The following is an 18,496-nucleotide window of genomic DNA, read 5'->3' as shown; positions in this document are numbered from 1 at the left end:
TATTCACGGGGAATAGCGTTAATGGCAGATAATCTAAACCCTTCATCGCCCCTGCCGGACGTGTTTTCACCGGCGACCCGCGACTGGTTTCTTCGCGCCTTTAAACAGCCGACCGCTGTCCAGTCGCAAACCTGGCATGTGGCGGCGCGAGGCGAACATGCGCTGGTGATTGCACCGACTGGCTCCGGGAAAACGCTGGCAGCATTTCTCTACGCCCTCGATCAGCTCTTCCGCGAAGGCGGCGAAGATACCCGCGAGGCGCATAAGCGTAAAACCTCACGCATTCTCTATATTTCACCGATCAAAGCTCTGGGCACCGACGTTCAGCGCAACTTGCAGATCCCGTTACAGGGTATTGCCGATGAACGACGGCGGCGCGGCGAAACGGAAGTCAATCTTCGCGTGGGGATCCGTACTGGCGATACGCCTGCACAGGAACGCAGCAAACTCACCCGTAATCCGCCGGATATTCTGATCACCACACCCGAATCACTCTATCTGATGCTGACCTCCCGCGCGCGCGAAACGCTACGCGGCGTCGAAACGGTAATTATTGATGAAGTCCACGCCGTAGCGGGCAGTAAACGTGGTGCGCATCTGGCGTTAAGTCTGGAGCGGCTCGATGCGCTGCTCCACACCTCAGCACAGCGAATTGGCCTTTCTGCCACTGTACGCTCAGCCAGCGATGTGGCAGCATTTCTTGGTGGCGATCGCCCGGTTACGGTAGTCAACCCGCCCGCAATGCGCCATCCGCAGATACGGATTGTCGTACCGGTCGCCAATATGGATGATGTCTCATCGGTTGCCAGCGGCACCGGCGAAGACAGCCATGCCGGCCGAGAAGGCTCCATCTGGCCATATATTGAAACGGGTATCCTTGATGAAGTTTTGCGCCATCGCTCGACCATTGTCTTTACTAATTCACGCGGGCTGGCGGAAAAACTGACGGCACGATTGAATGAGCTTTACGCCGCACGCTTACAGCGTTCCCCGTCTATCGCCGTTGATGCGGCCCATTTCGAGTCGACCTCCGGCGCAACCTCTAACCGTGTACAAAGTAGCGACATTTTTATTGCCCGCTCACACCACGGCTCCGTGTCTAAAGAACAACGAGCAATCACCGAACAGGCGCTGAAATCGGGTGAATTACGCTGCGTGGTCGCAACCTCCAGTCTCGAACTGGGGATTGATATGGGCGCGGTGGATCTGGTAATTCAGGTGGCAACGCCGCTTTCTGTTGCCAGTGGGTTACAACGCATTGGACGTGCCGGACACCAGGTAGGTGGTATCTCCAAAGGGCTTTTTTTCCCCCGAACCCGACGTGACTTAGTCGATTCCGCAGTCATTGTTGAGTGTATGTTAACAGGCAGGCTGGAAAACCTGACGCCACCGCATAATCCACTCGACGTCCTTGCGCAGCAGACCGTTGCCGCCGCGGCGATGGATGCATTACAGGCAGACGAATGGTACTCCCGCGTACGCCGTGCCGCACCGTGGAAAGATCTGCCAAGACGTGTTTTTGACGCCACGCTGGATATGCTTTCCGGGCGCTATCCCTCTGGCGATTTTTCTGCTTTTCGACCAAAACTGGTCTGGAACAGGGAGACCGGGATATTGACCGCCCGACCTGGCGCTCAGCTGTTGGCGGTTACCAGCGGTGGCACCATTCCGGATCGTGGCATGTATAGCGTGTTATTACCCGAAGGTGAAGAACAGGCCGGTTCGCGGCGGGTGGGTGAACTGGATGAGGAGATGGTATATGAGTCGCGGGTGAACGACATTATCACTCTCGGCGCTACCTCATGGCGGATCCAGCAAATCACCCGCGATCAGGTGATTGTGACTCCTGCTCCAGGTCGTTCTGCCCGCCTTCCCTTCTGGCGTGGTGAAGGTAACGGACGTCCGGCAGAATTAGGCGAGATGATCGGCGATTTTCTCCATTTACTGGCGGATGGCGCGTTCTTTTCCGGGAATATTCCCCCGTGGTTGGCAGAAGAAAATACGATCGCCAATATTCAGGGGCTGATTGACGAGCAGCGCAACGCGACGGGTATTGTTCCGGGTAGTCGTCATCTGGTCCTCGAACGGTGCCGTGATGAAATTGGCGACTGGCGTATTATTTTGCATTCTCCCTATGGAAGACGCGTGCATGAACCCTGGGCGCTGGCGATTGCCGGGCGAATACATGCACTATGGGGCGCTGACGCGTCTGTGGTTGCCAGTGATGACGGCATTGTTGCGCGCATTCCTGACACCGATGGTAAATTGCCCGATGCCGCGATTTTTTTGTTTGAACCAGAAAAGTTGCTGCAAATTGTCCGCGAGGCGGTAGGCAGCTCGGCACTTTTCGCCGCCCGTTTTCGCGAATGCGCCGCGCGGGCATTATTAATGCCGGGCCGCACGCCGGGCCATCGCACCCCGCTCTGGCAACAACGGCTGCGCGCCAGTCAGTTGCTGGAAATCGCTCAGGGATATCCGGATTTTCCGGTCATTCTCGAAACCCTGCGCGAATGTCTGCAAGATGTTTATGATCTTCCCGCGCTGGAACGTTTGATGCGTCGCCTGAACGGTGGCGAAATTCAAATATCCGATGTAACGACTACTACGCCTTCGCCTTTCGCCGCCAGTTTATTGTTCGGCTATGTCGCGGAATTTATGTACCAGAGCGACGCCCCGCTGGCAGAGCGCCGGGCATCTGTACTGTCGCTGGACAGCGAGTTACTGCGCAATCTACTCGGACAGGTCGATCCGGGGGAATTACTCGACCCGCAGGTCATTCGCCAGGTGGAAGAAGAGTTGCAACGACTGGCTTCTGGTAGAAGAGCGAAAGGTGAAGAAGGATTGTTCGACCTGCTGCGCGAACTGGGGCCAATGACCGTTGAAGACCTGGCGCAACGGCATACAGGCAGCAGTGAAGAGATTGCGTCGTATCTGGAAAATCTTCTTGCAGTTAAACGAATCTTCCCGACGATGATTAGCGGGCAGGAGCGTCTTGCCTGTATGGATGATGCCGCCAGGCTGCGCGATGCCCTCGGCGTACGACTACCAGAGTCACTGCCAGAGATTTATTTGCACCGAGTCAGTTACCCGCTTCGCGACCTCTTTCTGCGCTATCTCCGGGCTCATGCTCTGGTCACGTCTGAACAACTGGCTCATGAGTTTAGTCTCGGTATTGCCATTGTCGAAGAGCAACTTCAGCAACTGCGCGAACAGGGGCTTGTGATGAATCTGCAACAAGACATCTGGGTGAGCGATGAAGTATTTCGTCGTCTGCGTTTGCGCTCGCTGCAAGTCGCCAGAGAAGCGACACGTCCCGTTGCGGCCACGACCTATGCGCGATTGCTGCTGGAACGTCAGGGCGTATTACCCGCCACCGATGGTAGCCCGGCACTCTTTGCCTCAACATCGCCAGGCGTTTATGAGGGCGTGGATGGCGTCATGCGGGTGATCGAACAGCTTGCCGGAGTCGGTTTACCCGCCTCACTCTGGGAAAGCCAGATCCTGCCTGCCCGCGTACGCGACTATTCGCCAGAAATGCTCGATGAATTACTGGCAACCGGTGCGGTTATCTGGTCGGGGCAAAAAAAACTGGGTGAAGATGACGGTCTGGTGGCACTGCATCTACAGGAATATGCCGCAGAATCGTTCACTCCCGCCGAAGCGAATCAGGCGAATCGTTCGGCGCTGCAGCAAGCGATAGTCACGGTTCTGGCTGACGGAGGAGCCTGGTTTGCACAACAAATCAGCCAACGGATACGCGATAAAATCGACGAATCGGTTGATCCCTCAGCCCTGCAAGAGGCGTTATGGGCGCTGGTCTGGCAAGGCGTCATCACCAGCGACATTTGGGCACCGTTACGCGCCCTCACCCGCAGCAGTACCAACACACGCACCTCAACTCGTCGCAGCCACCGGGCTCGTCGTGGACGTCCTGTCTATGCGCAACCCGTCTCGCCGCTGCTATCTTACAACACACCAAATCTGGCTGGACGCTGGTCGTTATTGCAGGTGGAGCCACTAAACGATACCGAAAGGATGCTGGCGCTGGCGGAAAATATGCTCGACCGCTACGGCATCATCAGTCGTCAGGCGGTGATAGCCGAAAATATCCCTGGCGGGTTTCCATCGATGCAAACGCTTTGTCGAAGTATGGAAGACTCCGGGCGAATTATGCGAGGTCGTTTTGTAGAAGGTCTGGGTGGCGCGCAATTCGCTGAACGTCTGACTATTGACCGATTGCGCGATCTGGCGACACAAGCCACGCAAACGCGCCACTATACACCAGTGGCGCTCTCTGCCAACGATCCGGCTAATGCATGGGGAAATCTTCTGCCCTGGCCTGCACATCCGGCAACGCTGATACCAACGCGTCGGGCGGGTGCGCTGGTGGTCGTTTCTGGCGGCAAATTGTTACTCTATCTGGCTCAAGGTGGCAAAAAAATGCTGGTCTGGCAGGAAAAAGAGGAATTACTCGCCCCAGAGATTTTCCACGCGCTGACTACCGCACTGCGTCGCGAACCACGGCTGCGCTTTACGCTAACAGAAGTGAATGACCTACCGGTCCGGCAAACGCCGATGTTTACGCTGCTGCGTGAGGCGGGATTTTCAAGTTCGCCACAAGGACTGGATTGGGGATAGAGAAAGGACTGACGGATGCCCGTTCGCATCCGTCAGTATTGCAGGACGGATTATTCAGCGTCCGGCTCTTCAGACTTGTATTTAGCGGCAGTTTCTTTGATCAGCTGCTGCAGTTCGCCACGCTGATACATTTCGATCACGATATCACAACCGCCGACCAGCTCGCCGTCAACCCACAGTTGCGGGAAGGTCGGCCAGTTAGCATATTTCGGCAGTTCCGCACGAATGTCCGGATTCTGCAGGATATCAACATAGGCAAAACGTTCGCCACATGCGGCAAGCGCCTGGACTGCCTGGGCAGAGAAACCGCAGCTCGGCAGTTTCGGTGAACCTTTCATGTACAGCAGGATCGGGTTTTCAGCAATCTGGCGTTGGATTTTTTCGATAGTGGTGCTCATTGTCTTGCTTCCTCAAACTTCTTTACGGCAGTAATCTGACATTGTAGCGGGTCAGTGCGGCATCGGAAAATAACATTTTCATCACGCTTTTGCTATTTTATCCCTTTGTTCTATTTGTTGCATTTCAAATATTCGTTTCTTCCCTTATGCACGGCAAACTGGCGTATTTATAACCATTTTTAGCTTCCGCTGCTGCATTTTTTTGCGCTCGCCGACGAAACGTATTTTTTAACAATAAAAGCTATTAACTTTCTCTTCTTCTATGCATTAGAATTATCAAGTTTTGTAAATCAGACGCAGGCATGATAGACCTGCCTTAACAGAGGGACGCTCAGTGGCGCGGATAAACCGTATTTCGATCACGCTCTGTGCTTTACTTTTTACCACCCTGCCTTTAACGCCTATGGCCCATGCTTCAAAGCAAGCCAGGGAGAGTTCTGCTACCACTCATATCACCAAAAAAGCAGATAAAAAGAAAAGTACGGCAACCACCAAAAAGACCCAGAAAGCCAGCCAGAAAACAGCGAAAAAAGCCGCCAGTAAAAGTACGACCAAAAGCAAAACCGCTTCTTCCGTTAAAAAATCTTCCATTACCGCTTCTAAAAACGCCAAAACTCGCAGCAAACACGTCGTCAATAAAACGGCCTCAGCCAGCTTTACCGAAAAGTGTACCAAACGTAAGGGCTATAAATCGCATTGTGTGAAAGTCAAAAATGCCGCGTCAGGAACCCTTGCCGACGCACACAAAGCGAAGGTGCAAAAAGCCACAAAAGTGGCAATGAATAAACTGATGCAGCAAATTGGTAAGCCATATCGTTGGGGTGGCAGCTCACCGCGTACCGGTTTTGATTGCAGCGGCCTGGTTTATTACGCTTATAAAGATTTGGTGAAAATTCGTATTCCGCGTACGGCGAATGAAATGTATCACCTGCGTGATGCAGCACCTATCGAACGTAGTGAACTGAAAAACGGCGACCTGGTCTTCTTCCGTACTCAGGGACGCGGTACAGCCGATCATGTCGGCGTGTATGTCGGCAACGGCAAATTTATTCAGTCACCGCGTACGGGTCAGGAAATTCAAATCACTTCTCTCAGTGAAGACTACTGGCAGCGCCACTATGTTGGCGCTCGCCGGGTAATGACCCCAAAAACACTTCGCTAAAACTTTACCCTGTTGTTACGGCAACAGGGTAAGTTCATCTTTTGTCTCACCTTTTAATTTGCTACCCTATCCATACGCACAATAAGGCTATTGTACGTATGCAAATTAATAATAAAGGAGAGTAGCAATGTCATTCGAATTACCTGCACTACCATATGCTAAAGATGCTCTGGCACCGCACATTTCTGCGGAAACCATCGAGTATCACTACGGCAAGCATCATCAGACTTATGTCACTAACCTGAACAACCTGATTAAAGGTACCGCGTTTGAAGGTAAATCACTGGAAGAGATTATTCGCAGCTCTGAAGGTGGCGTATTCAACAACGCAGCTCAGGTCTGGAACCATACTTTCTACTGGAACTGCCTGGCACCGAACGCGGGTGGCGAACCGACTGGAAAAGTCGCTGAAGCTATCGCCGCATCTTTTGGCAGCTTTGCCGATTTCAAAGCACAGTTTACTGATGCAGCAATCAAAAACTTTGGTTCTGGCTGGACCTGGCTGGTGAAAAACAGCGATGGCAAACTGGCTATCGTTTCAACCTCTAACGCGGGTACTCCGCTGACCACCGATGCGACTCCACTGCTGACCGTTGATGTCTGGGAACACGCTTATTACATCGACTATCGCAATGCACGTCCTGGCTATCTGGAGCACTTCTGGGCGCTGGTGAACTGGGAATTCGTAGCAAAAAATCTCGCTGCATAATAACTGATGGCAAATGCAACATTGCCTGATGCGCTTCGCTTACCATGCCAACTCGGATGAAGCGTTAACACCGCATCCGGCAAGATAAATCGCACGTTGCCAGCAACTGTAACGCAGAAGGTTATCCTTCTGCGTTTTTGTTTAATTAGCTGTTGGCAACGCAAACTGCCTCAGGTTGTTTTCTGGCTGACATAAACGCCAGCAATAATGCCAGTCCCGCGACAATCGCCCCCATCACCGGCACAAAACTGTATCCCAGCCCAGCGGAAATTACCGCACCACCAGCAGCTGCTCCCAGCGCATTTCCAAGATTAAAGGCACCAATATTGACTGATGAAGACAGACCAGGCGCTTCACTGGCGACACGCATCACGCGCATCTGTAACGGCGGTACGACCGCAAAGGTTGCAGCTCCCCACACCACCATGCTAATAGCTGCGCCGAACTCATTGCGGGCCAGGAACGGGATTGCCAGCATAATCACCATCAGCAGCAACAAAAAGCCTTTCAACGTGCCGTTAACTGAACGATCTGCCAGTTTGCCACCGAGATAGTTCCCAATAGAGAACCCGACACCAATCAGCACCAGCATTGCCGTGACGAACACCGGTGTTGCGTGGGTAATACTTTGCAGTACCGGAGAGATATAGGTGTAGAGGGTAAACATAGCGCCAGCTCCCAGCACCGTCGTCAGCAATGCAGACAGCACCTGCGGACGCATTAATACCGCCAGCTCTTTTTTCACTTCAGGTCGTGCCCCTGCACCACCTTTAGGTAATGAGAAGAACAGACTTACCATTGAAATCACTCCCAGCCCCGCCGTTGCCAGAAATGACATCCGCCAGCCGATGGTTTCACCCAACCAGGTCGCCGCCGGCACGCCACCGATATTTGCCAGGGTTAACCCCATAAACATAGTGGCAACTGCGCTGGCCTGTTTATGTTTTGGCACCACGCTTGCGGCCACGACTGAACCCAAACCAAAAAATGCTCCGTGATTCAGGCTGGTCAAAATGCGTGAAAGCATCAGGGTCATATAATCCGGCGCGATGGCGGAAAGTACGTTGCCGAGCGTGAAAATCGCCATCAGGAAAATCAACGCACTGCGGCGGGCACGATGAGAAAGTAGAAGCGTCATCAGCGGCGCGCCAACCATTACGCCAACTGCATAGGCACTGATTAACATTCCGGCAGCGGGAATCGAGACATCCACACCGCGCGCAATGACGGGCAACAAGCCCATTGGCGAGAACTCCGTTGTCCCGATACCAAACGCGCCAATCGCCAGCGCCAGCAACGGATAGTTAATTTTCATGCCTTATCTCCACCTCTTCGCGTCATTACGCGATATTCATTAAAGTGGCGAAAGCATGACAGCAATCACAAAAAAATGAAAATAACAAAAAGAGAAAACACTTTTGCCATTTTGCTAACAAACAGGAAGGAGATGCGAGGGAGAACGCGCTCCCTCGAGAGGAAATCAGTGCAGCGCGGCAGTCAAACCCACGGCCACGATCAAACCGAGGACGATAATCGTTGTTACCAGTGAAAATTTAAGGTCGGTGCTCATCAAGTTTTCTCCTTTTTTATTACCACACAAAAAGTGATATTACGCATTTTTACACACTGTGATGAAAAAATCTCCCGTCATTTATAATGATAAGTGTTTTTACCACTTCCCCTTTTCGTCAAGATCGGCCAAAATTCCACGCTTACACTATTTGCGTACTGGCCATTGACCCCTTCCTGACGCTCCGTGTCGTTTTTCCGGCGTACCGCAACACTTTTGTTGTGCGTAAGGTGTGTAAAGGCAAACGTTTACCTTGCGATTTTGCAGGAGCTGAAGTTAGGGTCTGGAGTGAAATGGAATGGCAACAATAAAAGATGTAGCGAAACGAGCAAACGTTTCCACTACAACTGTGTCACACGTAATCAACAAAACACGTTTCGTCGCTGAAGAAACGCGCAACGCCGTGTGGGCAGCGATCAAAGAATTACACTACTCCCCTAGCGCGGTGGCGCGTAGCCTGAAGGTTAACCACACCAAGTCTATCGGTTTGCTGGCGACCAGCAGCGAAGCGGCCTATTTTGCCGAGATCATTGAAGCGGTTGAAAAAAATTGCTTCCAGAAAGGTTACACCCTGATTCTGGGTAATGCGTGGAACAATCTTGAGAAACAGCGGGCTTATCTGTCGATGATGGCGCAAAAACGCGTCGATGGTCTGCTGGTGATGTGTTCTGAGTACCCAGAGCCGTTGCTGGCGATGCTGGAAGAGTATCGCCATATCCCAATGGTGGTGATGGACTGGGGTGAAGCAAAAGCTGACTTCACCGATGCGGTCATTGATAACGCGTTCGAAGGCGGCTACATGGCCGGGCGTTATCTGATTGAACGCGGTCACCGCGAAATCGGCGTTATCCCCGGCCCGCTGGAACGTAACACTGGCGCAGGCCGCCTTGCCGGTTTTATGAAGGCGATGGAAGAAGCGATGATCAAGGTGCCGGAAAGCTGGATTGTACAGGGTGACTTTGAACCTGAATCCGGTTATCGCGCCATGCAGCAAATACTGTCGCAGCCGCATCGCCCTACTGCCGTCTTCTGTGGTGGCGATATCATGGCAATGGGCGCACTTTGTGCTGCTGATGAAATGGGTCTGCGCGTCCCGCAGGATGTTTCGCTGATCGGTTATGATAACGTGCGCAACGCCCGCTATTTTACGCCGGCGCTGACCACGATCCATCAGCCAAAAGATTCGCTGGGTGAAACAGCGTTCAACATGCTGTTGGATCGTATCGTCAACAAACGTGAAGAACCGCAGTCCATTGAAGTGCATCCGCGCTTGATTGAACGCCGCTCCGTGGCTGACGGCCCGTTCCGAGACTATCGTCGTTAATCACCCGTTGCGGGAGTCTCTTCCGGCTCCCGCAGCCACTCCTTATTCAGCGTCTCACTATCGCCGAGATACTCAAGCAACCAGGTTAACGCAGGCGACATATCATTTTGCTGCCATGTCAGACAACATGCCGAATCCGGAAAGGGGTTTTCCAGTTCTAATGCTACCCACTTCCCCTCATTAAGCCACGGTTTGGCGAAATGTGTTGGCACCATCCCTATGCATAATCCTGCCGAGATACAGGTTGCCGATGATTCCCAGTCAGGCACGACAAGTCTTTTTTGGTTATCCAGCAACCAGGTAATACGTTTAGGTAGCGTTCGCGAGGTGTCTTCGCGCACCAATGACGGCCAGTTGCGCAACGTATCATCGCTGAACGGGCCATCCATCAACGCCAGCGGGTGGTGGCTGGCAACAACGCAACTCCAGCTTAGCATCCCCATATCCCGGAAGGCATAACGACCGCCTACCGGAATCGCGCGTGTTGCGCCAATCGCCAGTTCCACGCGCCCGTCGGAAAGCGCATCCCAGACACCGTTGAACACTTCCTGAAAGACAAGAAGTTCGACATCATCAAAATGGCGATAAAAATCAACGATCATCTGCCGTGTACGTTCTGGCCTGACAATATTATCCACTGCGATAGCTAACTGACCGCGCCAGCCGTTCGCTATCTGCTGACATTGCTGCCGAGTGATCTGCATTTTTTTGACAACAGAGCGCCCTTCTTTGAGAAACCACGCGCCGGCAGCGGTCAGTTCCACATCACGGTGACGTCGTTCAAACAGCGGCACCGCCAGCCACTCTTCCAGCTGACGCACGGTATAGCTGACCGCAGAAGGAACGCGATGCAACTCCTGGGCTGCAGCGCTAAAACTACCATTACGCGCTACCGCATCAACAACTTCGAGTGAATATTCTGACCACATAGTCTGCCTGCAAAATTTTTGAAACCAGTCATCAAATATTACCGTTTCACAACACTAATTTCACTCCCTACACTTTGCGGCGGTGTTTAATTGAGAGATTTAGAGAATATACATGCAACCTGGGAAAAGATTTTTAGTCTGGCTGGCAGGTTTGAGCGTACTCGGTTTTCTGGCAACCGATATGTATCTGCCTGCTTTCGCCGCCATACAGGCCGACCTGCAAACGCCTGCGTCTGCTGTCAGTGCCAGCCTTAGTCTGTTCCTTGCCGGATTTGCCGCAGCCCAGCTTCTGTGGGGGCCGCTCTCCGACCGTTATGGTCGTAAACCGGTATTATTAATCGGCCTGACAATTTTTGCGTTAGGTAGTCTGGGGATGCTGTGGGTAGAAAACGCCGCCACGCTGCTGGTATTGCGTTTTGTACAGGCTGTAGGTGTCTGCGCCGCGGCGGTTATCTGGCAAGCGTTAGTGACGGATTATTATCCTTCACAGAAAGTTAACCGTATTTTTGCGACCATCATGCCGCTAGTAGGTCTATCTCCGGCACTGGCTCCTCTTTTAGGAAGTTGGCTTCTGGTCCATTTTTCCTGGCAGGCGATTTTCGCCACACTGTTTGCCATTACCGTGGTGCTGATTCTGCCTATTTTCTGGCTTAAACCCACGACGAAGGCCCGTAACAATAGTCAGGATGCGTTGACCTTTACCGACTTACTGCGTTCAAAAACCTATCGTGGCAATGTGCTGATTTACGCGGCCTGTTCAGCCAGTTTTTTTGCATGGCTGACCGGTTCACCGTTCATCCTTAGCGAAATGGGTTACAGCCCGGCAGTGATTGGTTTAAGTTATGTCCCGCAAACTATCGCGTTTCTGATTGGTGGCTATGGCTGTCGCGCCGCACTACAAAAATGGCAAGGCAAGCAGTTATTACCGTGGTTGCTGGTGCTGTTTGCTGTCAGCGTCATTGCGACCTGGGCTGCGGGCTTCATTAGCCATGTGTCGCTGGCCGAAATCCTGATCCCATTCTGTGTGATGGCGATTGCCAACGGCGCGATCTACCCGATTGTTGTCGCCCAGGCACTGCGTCCTTTCCCACATGCAACTGGTCGCGCCGCAGCGTTGCAGAACACTCTACAACTGGGTCTGTGCTTCCTCGCAAGTCTGGTAGTTTCCTGGCTTATCAGTATCAGCACGCCATTGCTCACCACCACCAGCGTGATGTTATCAACAGTAGTGCTGGTCGCTCTGGGTTACATGATGCAACGTTGTGAAGAAGTAGACTGCCAGAATCATGGCAATGCCGAAGTCGCTCATAGCGAATCACACTGATCTATATCGATATGCTTATACTTAGGCTGCTAACAAAATTTTGTTGTATGATTGAAATTAGCGGCCTATACTAATTTCGAGTTGTTAAAGCTACGATAAATATTATGTTTTTACGGGGACAGGATCGTTCCCGACTCACTATGGATGGTCATTTCGGCAAGGGTTCCTCCTTTCCCTCTGTTCTACGTCGGATTATAGACTCGCGGTTTTTTCTGCGAGATTTCTCACAAAGCCCAAAAAGCGTCTACGCTGTTTTAAGGTTCTGATCACCGACCAGTGATGGAGAAACTATGAGTTCATCGTGTATAGAAGAAGTCAGTGTACCGGATGACAACTGGTACCGTATCGCCAACGAATTACTTAGCCGTGCCGGTATAGCCATTAACGGTTCTGCCCCGGCGGATATTCGTGTCAAAAACCCCGATTTTTTTAAACGCGTTCTGCAGGAAGGATCGTTGGGGTTAGGCGAAAGTTATATGGATGGCTGGTGGGAATGTGACCGACTGGATATGTTTTTTAGCAAAGTCTTACGCGCAGGTCTCGAGAACCAACTCCCCCATCATTTCAAAGACACGCTGCGTATTGCCAGCGCTCGTCTCTTCAATCTGCAGAGTAAAAAACGTGCCTGGATAGTCGGCAAAGAGCATTACGATTTGGGTAATGACTTATTCAGTCGCATGCTTGATCCGTTCATGCAATATTCCTGCGCTTACTGGAAAGATGCCGATAATCTGGAATCTGCCCAGCAGGCGAAGCTCAAAATGATTTGTGAAAAATTGCAGTTAAAACCAGGGATGCGCGTACTGGATATTGGCTGCGGCTGGGGCGGACTGGCGCATTACATGGCGTCTAACTATGACGTAAGCGTGGTGGGCGTCACCATTTCTGCTGAACAGCAAAAAATGGCTCAGGAACGCTGTGAAGGCCTGGATGTCACCATTTTGCTGCAAGATTATCGTGACCTGAACGACCAGTTTGATCGTATTGTTTCTGTGGGGATGTTCGAGCACGTCGGACCGAAAAATTACGATACCTATTTTGCGGTGGTGGATCGTAATTTGAAACCGGAAGGTATATTCCTGCTCCATACTATCGGTTCGAAAAAAACCGATCTGAATGTTGATCCCTGGATTAATAAATATATTTTCCCGAACGGTTGCCTGCCCTCTGTACGCCAGATTGCTCAGTCCAGCGAACCCCACTTTGTGATGGAAGACTGGCATAACTTCGGTGCTGATTACGATACTACGTTGATGGCGTGGTATGAACGATTCCTCGCCGCATGGCCAGAAATTGCGGATAACTACAGTGAACGCTTTAAACGGATGTTTACCTATTATCTGAATGCCTGTGCAGGTGCTTTCCGCGCCCGTGATATTCAGCTCTGGCAGGTCGTGTTCTCACGCGGTGTTGAAAACGGCCTTCGAGTCGCTCGCTAGAGGCTATTCTATCGCCCCCTCTCCGGGGGCGATTTCAGATCAGGCTTCTGTACCTGGTTGATTCATGGCATTTTCTCGTGCCGCCAGCACACGTTCTACCGTATCTACCACTGCCTGAGTTTGTGGATCGATTTCAATGTTGACGCGTGCGCCGAGTTTTTTCTTCCCAAGGGTAGTGCGTTCCAGTGTTTCCGGAATTAAATGGACGCAAAAACGCGTTGGCGTGACTTCGCCGACGGTCAGGCTAATACCGTCGATGCCAATAAATCCTTTGTACAGGATATATTTCATCAACTGACTATCCTGGACTTTAAACCAGATCTGACGATTATTTTCCGAGGTTAATATTTTCGCCACTTCAGCGGTGGTCATAATATGACCTGACATTAAGTGTCCGCCAATTTCATCGCTGAATTTCGCCGCACGCTCAACGTTTACCCAATCCCCCACATTTAAATCGCCAAGATTAGTAATGCGTAACGTTTCTTTCATCAGGTCAAAACTGACATGGTTGCCGTTAATTTCCGTTACGGTCAGGCAGCAACCGTTATGCGCCACGGACGCACCGGTTTCCAGCCCGTCCAGCATGTAGTCAGGTAACTCAACCACATGTGTGCGAAAATTTGGTTTCTCGTCAATCGACACCAGTTTTGCGGTGCCCTGTACAATCCCCGTAAACATACTCACAACTCCTGAAATCAGTTAAGACATTCTGTTCAGCACAATAGCAGGTGGAAAACGCCCTTACCAGTGAAGGGGTAAGAATGGCTATTTTTTCACTGGAGAATTAATAAATCCTCGCTACAATAGACTGAATTTCCCCTGCTTCTTCTTTTTGCTGCCCATTCAGGCGGCTTTTTAGTCTCTCATATAACTACAAATAAAAGGTGTTCACGTGCAGAAGTATATCAGTGAAGCGCGTCTGTTATTAGCATTAGCAATCCCGGTGATTCTCGCGCAAATCGCCCAAACTGCGATGGGTTTTGTCGATACCGTGATGGCGGGCGGCTATAGTGCCACCGACATGGCGGCGGTCGCTATCGGTACTTCTATCTGGCTTCCGGCGATCCTCTTTGGTCACGGGCTGCTGCTGGCATTAACGCCGGTTATCGCGCAATTAAATGGTTCCGGTCGACGTGAGCGCATTGCGCATCAGGTGCGACAAGGTTTCTGGCTGGCGGGTTTTGTTTCCGTTCTCATTATGCTGGTGCTGTGGAATGCAGGCTACATTATCCGCTCCATGGAAAATATCGATCCGGCTCTGGCGGACAAAGCCGTGGGTTATCTGCGTGCGTTGCTATGGGGCGCGCCGGGCTATCTTTTCTTCCAGGTTGCCCGTAACCAGTGTGAAGGTCTGGCAAAAACCAAGCCGGGTATGGTGATGGGCTTTATCGGCCTGCTGGTGAACATTCCGGTGAACTATATCTTTATTTATGGTCATTTCGGTATGCCTGAGCTCGGTGGCGTTGGTTGTGGCGTGGCTACTGCAGCGGTGTATTGGGTTATGTTCCTTGCCATGGTTTCTTACATTAAACGCGCCCGCTCGATGCGCGATATTCGTAACGAAAAAGGCACCGCGAAGCCCGATCCTGCGGTTATGAAACGACTGATTCAACTCGGTTTGCCAATTGCGCTGGCGCTGTTCTTTGAAGTAACGCTGTTTGCCGTCGTGGCTCTGTTAGTGTCTCCGCTAGGTATTGTTGATGTCGCAGGACATCAGATTGCCCTGAACTTTAGTTCACTGATGTTCGTACTTCCCATGTCGCTGGCGGCAGCGGTAACCATCCGCGTAGGTTATCGTCTGGGTCAGGGCTCAACGCTGGATGCGCAAACCGCTGCGCGGACCGGGCTTATGGTGGGTGTCTGTATGGCAACCCTGACGGCCATATTCACGGTTTCACTGCGGGAGCAAATCGCCCTGTTGTACAACGATAATCCCGAGGTTGTAACGCTGGCTGCGCATTTGATGTTGCTGGCGGCGGTATATCAGATTTCTGACTCAATCCAGGTCATTGGCAGTGGGATTTTGCGTGGATATAAAGATACGCGCTCCATTTTCTATATCACCTTTACGGCTTACTGGGTGCTGGGCTTGCCAAGCGGCTATATTCTGGCACTGACCGATCTGGTTGTTGAGCCTATGGGGCCAGCAGGCTTCTGGATAGGGTTTATTATCGGCCTGACATCGGCAGCTATTATGATGATGCTGCGAATGCGTTTCCTGCAACGTCTGCCGTCAGCCATCATTCTGCAACGAGCGTCCCGCTAATAAAGACAAGGCGCAACCTTCACGGGTTGCGCCTGTGTTTTTACGCAGGCTGGAGCGTTGCACCAATCCCGTCTTCGTCTGGCTGTAATTTCAGTGCGTTACACAAAGTTTGCCGACTGGCATCGGTTATCTCAACGTGTATATCACCGTTAACTTCCCCTTTAACATTGATGAAGTCAGGTGAAATCTCTTTCGCACTGGTTTGCAGGCAAATCGTTCCCTCTCCGCGCAGGCGTTTAACTTTCAGTTGCACATGCGTTGCCGCAGAAGTGATCAACCACACTTTCCCGCCATCGAGATTAATGTTGCCCACATTTAAAGTGACGTTGTCACCTCTTACCGTGCTGCCATCGAGAATCAACACGCCGCCCTGCTGTACAGTAATCGTTGATTGTTGCAGATCTGCACCATAGCCAATAATCATTGAAGCGCCGTCCAGTAATGCAACACTCCCGGTCAGTTCAACCGGTGCGCGATCTTCCTCTACGACAAAATTTTCGTCCGCGCTGGTGGGTGACAACAAGATCACTGTCCCACCTTGTATTACCGCGTTTTCCAGCGTACCAGCATGCACTTCAGCCCGACCACCTACATTAACGGACAAGTTTTGCGTCTTACCGGAACTATAGAGCTGAAGGCCATCCGTCCCCAGACGATAAATGGCTCCATTCTCAACAATTGTGTTAGAGTCTTCACCACCGAGATTATTCATTGTGCCACCAGCAAGCAACGTATCACTGGCTTTCCCCGCCAGCATAAAAACGCCGCCCTGATTGATCTCACAATTACTGGCTTCTCCACCTGGATACACCAACAATTCACCACCTTCATCTACCACAACCTCAGAGGTCGTCCCGTTGACCAACAGGCCGCCCTCTTGATCGAGAATGATTTTTTCCGCGCGATGGCCTTCCAGTACACGCAGGTTACCGCCATTTTCCAGCAACAAACCGCAGGCATAACCTTGATCAACGCTAAATTTACCTTCTGGATGGCGGCCATTAACCGTAGCGAGCGTAGAGAGACTAATTGCGCCTCCCTCGGACTGAACAATGTCTGTGGCAATGGCACCGTCACTGACCGATAGCGTGCCATTGTTGCCGTACTGTGTGCATTTGGCGATCCCACCGGTTGCCACTTTCAACCAACCGGCCCCCGTGACCACGGTATTTTCGGCTCTTGCGCCAGCTTCAACAATTAACTCACCTTCAGTAAGTTGCGTCGCGCCAATGACCTCGCCGGTCTTAACAATTTGCACGTTCCCGTCGCTCATCAAGTTTTTCGCATCAGATCCCATGATTTATTCCTTTGCTGCATCTGTGTGCCTTTATTGCTAACTAAGTGTAAAGGCTACGGAGGATTTATCCACGACAGATTTTGAGATAGTGGCAAACAACTCTGTTTAAACTCTGATACACAGATTATTGGGTTGTGTCAGATGTAAATGCGATCCTGAATAAAAATCGCCCTTGCAAATCAACAAAATATAGCCAATTTGCTTAAAAGCTCTGCAAACGGTCGAAATACCGCAGAAAAATACGTTTTGCCTCTTGCCACCTTCCCACTCTGCCGCTAATATTCGTCCCCGTTGTCACCTACAACGTTGCGTTCATAGCTCAGTTGGTTAGAGCACCACCTTGACATGGTGGGGGTCGTTGGTTCGAGTCCAATTGAACGCACCATCCTGCGTCCGTAGCTCAGTTGGTTAGAGCACCACCTTGACATGGTGGGGGTCGGTGGTTCGAGTCCACTCGGACGCACCAGATTTTCTTAATCTGGTCTTCTCCTTTTTCCCTCTGTTTCTTCTCTGTATCCAATACGTTAAAAGATTTACACTGTCTTCGTATGCGTTATCAGAAGGAGAATCGCTATGGCAACTTTGTTACAACTTCATTTTGCTTTTAATGGCCCATTTGGCGACGCAATGGCTGAGCAGCTTAAACCGCTTGCTGAGTCGATTAATCAGGAACCTGGTTTTCTGTGGAAGGTATGGACAGAAAGTGAAAAGAACCACGAAGCCGGTGGGATCTACCTTTTCACTGATGAAAAAAGCGCCCTTGCCTATCTGGAAAAACATACTGCCCGACTGAAAAATCTCGGCGTTGAGGAAGTTGTCGCCAAAGTTTTCGATGTCAATGAGCCACTGAGTCAAATCAATCAGGCAAAACTCGCCTGACAGATTTTAACCAAGGGCGGTTAGCGCCCTTTTCATCCCTGTCTGAAATTTCACAAATTCTAAAAATTTCAACCAAACTTATCTGATAACACTAAATTCGAAAGAATGCGTACAGGTAAGTAACAATGAAAAAAATTGCTATTGTAGGTGCCGGGCCTACGGGGATCTACACCTTATTCTCGCTTCTACAGCAACAAACTCCACTTTCTATTTCTATCTTCGAGCAGGCTGACGAAGCCGGTGTCGGGATGCCATACAGTGATGAGGAAAACTCAAAACTGATGCTGGCAAATATTGCCAGTATTGAAATACCGCCGATTTATTGTACATATCTCGAATGGCTACAAAAGCAAGAAGCCAGCCATCTCCAGCGTTATGGCGTTAAAAAAGAAACCTTGCACGATCGCCAGTTTTTACCGCGAATTCTGCTGGGCGAATATTTCCGCGATCAATTTTTACGATTAGTAGACCAGGCACGACAGCAAAAATTTGCAGTGGCTGTTTGAACCGCCCCGGTTTTCCTGGAGAGTGTTTTATCTGTGAACTCAGGCTGCCAGA

Annotated in this window: 14 protein-coding genes, 2 tRNA genes and 1 pseudogene; 11 read left to right on the top strand and 6 right to left on the bottom strand. The window is 51.2% G+C overall.

The window, feature by feature from the left end; translation table 11 throughout:
• The first annotated feature begins 21 nt into the window (after positions 1-21).
• On the top strand, positions 22-4,638 hold the full coding sequence (locus HEN33_RS04785) for an ATP-dependent helicase (RefSeq protein WP_176262994.1): 4,617 nt from the start codon (positions 22-24) through the stop codon (positions 4,636-4,638).
• A gap of 50 nt (positions 4,639-4,688) precedes the next feature.
• Here the strand turns inward: HEN33_RS04785 and grxD are convergent, their stop codons facing one another.
• On the bottom strand, positions 4,689-5,036 hold the full coding sequence (gene grxD, locus HEN33_RS04780; RefSeq protein ID WP_000108172.1) for a monothiol glutaredoxin 4: 348 nt from the start codon (positions 5,034-5,036) through the stop codon (positions 4,689-4,691).
• 334 nt (positions 5,037-5,370) lie between these two features.
• On the opposite strand from grxD, the gene mepH reads away from it, so the two are divergent.
• Both mepH and sodB read left to right on the top strand, forming a co-directional pair.
• On the top strand, positions 5,371-6,198 hold the full coding sequence (gene mepH / locus HEN33_RS04775; RefSeq protein WP_000101187.1) for a peptidoglycan DD-endopeptidase MepH: 828 nt from the start codon (positions 5,371-5,373) through the stop codon (positions 6,196-6,198).
• Between the two features lie 127 nt (positions 6,199-6,325).
• Positions 6,326-6,907 (top strand): superoxide dismutase [Fe], encoded by a 582-nt coding sequence (gene sodB / locus HEN33_RS04770; RefSeq protein WP_000007283.1) that lies wholly within the window; start codon positions 6,326-6,328, stop codon positions 6,905-6,907.
• A gap of 145 nt (positions 6,908-7,052) precedes the next feature.
• On the opposite strand, the gene HEN33_RS04765 is transcribed toward sodB, so the two are convergent.
• Complete coding sequence (locus HEN33_RS04765) at positions 7,053-8,222, bottom strand: MFS transporter (protein ID WP_176262993.1); 1,170 nt, start codon at positions 8,220-8,222, stop codon at positions 7,053-7,055.
• Between the two features lie 165 nt (positions 8,223-8,387).
• On the bottom strand, positions 8,388-8,477 hold the full coding sequence (gene cydH / locus HEN33_RS04760; protein ID WP_000102278.1) for a cytochrome bd-I accessory subunit CydH: 90 nt from the start codon (positions 8,475-8,477) through the stop codon (positions 8,388-8,390).
• Between the two features lie 298 nt (positions 8,478-8,775).
• On the opposite strand from cydH, the gene purR reads away from it, so the two are divergent.
• On the top strand, positions 8,776-9,801 hold the full coding sequence (purR, locus tag HEN33_RS04755; RefSeq protein ID WP_000190982.1) for an HTH-type transcriptional repressor PurR: 1,026 nt from the start codon (positions 8,776-8,778) through the stop codon (positions 9,799-9,801).
• On the opposite strand, the gene punR is transcribed toward purR, so the two are convergent.
• Positions 9,798-10,730, bottom strand: a complete 933-nt coding sequence (gene punR / locus HEN33_RS04750) for a DNA-binding transcriptional activator PunR (RefSeq protein WP_000269493.1) — start codon at positions 10,728-10,730, stop codon at positions 9,798-9,800. The genes purR and punR overlap by 4 nt on opposite strands.
• 112 nt (positions 10,731-10,842) lie before the next feature.
• Here punR and punC point away from each other — a divergent pair, with 112 nt between their 5' ends.
• A complete protein-coding gene (gene punC / locus HEN33_RS04745; RefSeq protein ID WP_032303133.1) occupies positions 10,843-12,054 on the top strand; it encodes a purine nucleoside transporter PunC in 1,212 nt (403 codons plus the stop codon).
• Between the two features lie 290 nt (positions 12,055-12,344).
• Positions 12,345-13,493: a cyclopropane fatty acyl phospholipid synthase gene (gene cfa, locus HEN33_RS04740; protein ID WP_000098911.1), complete on the top strand. Its 1,149-nt coding sequence runs from the start codon at positions 12,345-12,347 to the stop codon at positions 13,491-13,493.
• A 39-nt stretch (positions 13,494-13,532) separates the two neighbouring features.
• Here cfa and HEN33_RS04735 read toward each other — a convergent pair whose 3' ends face one another.
• Positions 13,533-14,174, bottom strand: coding sequence for a riboflavin synthase (locus tag HEN33_RS04735; protein WP_000493965.1), 642 nt, complete (start codon positions 14,172-14,174; stop codon positions 13,533-13,535).
• A gap of 214 nt (positions 14,175-14,388) precedes the next feature.
• Between HEN33_RS04735 and mdtK the strand changes: the two genes are divergently transcribed.
• Positions 14,389-15,762 (top strand): multidrug efflux MATE transporter MdtK, encoded by a 1,374-nt coding sequence (gene mdtK / locus HEN33_RS04730; RefSeq protein ID WP_001174940.1) that lies wholly within the window; start codon positions 14,389-14,391, stop codon positions 15,760-15,762.
• A 40-nt stretch (positions 15,763-15,802) separates the two neighbouring features.
• On the opposite strand, the gene HEN33_RS04725 is transcribed toward mdtK, so the two are convergent.
• On the bottom strand, positions 15,803-17,059 hold the full coding sequence (locus HEN33_RS04725) for an AIDA repeat-containing protein (protein WP_176262992.1): 1,257 nt from the start codon (positions 17,057-17,059) through the stop codon (positions 15,803-15,805).
• Positions 17,060-17,367: 308 nt separating this feature from the next.
• On the opposite strand from HEN33_RS04725, the gene HEN33_RS04720 reads away from it, so the two are divergent.
• The 4 genes and pseudogenes from HEN33_RS04720 to HEN33_RS04705 all read left to right on the top strand — a co-directional run.
• A tRNA-Val gene (locus HEN33_RS04720) sits at positions 17,368-17,444 on the top strand.
• 4 nt (positions 17,445-17,448) lie between these two features.
• Positions 17,449-17,525, top strand: a tRNA-Val gene (locus HEN33_RS04715).
• A gap of 107 nt (positions 17,526-17,632) precedes the next feature.
• Positions 17,633-17,938: a monooxygenase gene (locus HEN33_RS04710; protein ID WP_000212657.1), complete on the top strand. Its 306-nt coding sequence runs from the start codon at positions 17,633-17,635 to the stop codon at positions 17,936-17,938.
• A gap of 125 nt (positions 17,939-18,063) precedes the next feature.
• Positions 18,064-18,441, top strand: a pseudogene (locus HEN33_RS04705) (FAD/NAD(P)-binding protein); the annotation flags it as partial.
• Positions 18,442-18,496: the final 55 nt, after the last annotated feature.

Source organism: Escherichia sp. 94.0001 (assembly GCF_013369155.2).
In the GTDB taxonomy this organism is placed as follows: Bacteria; Pseudomonadota; Gammaproteobacteria; order Enterobacterales; family Enterobacteriaceae; genus Escherichia; species Escherichia coli_F.
This window is presented reverse-complemented; position numbering and strand designations above follow the sequence as displayed.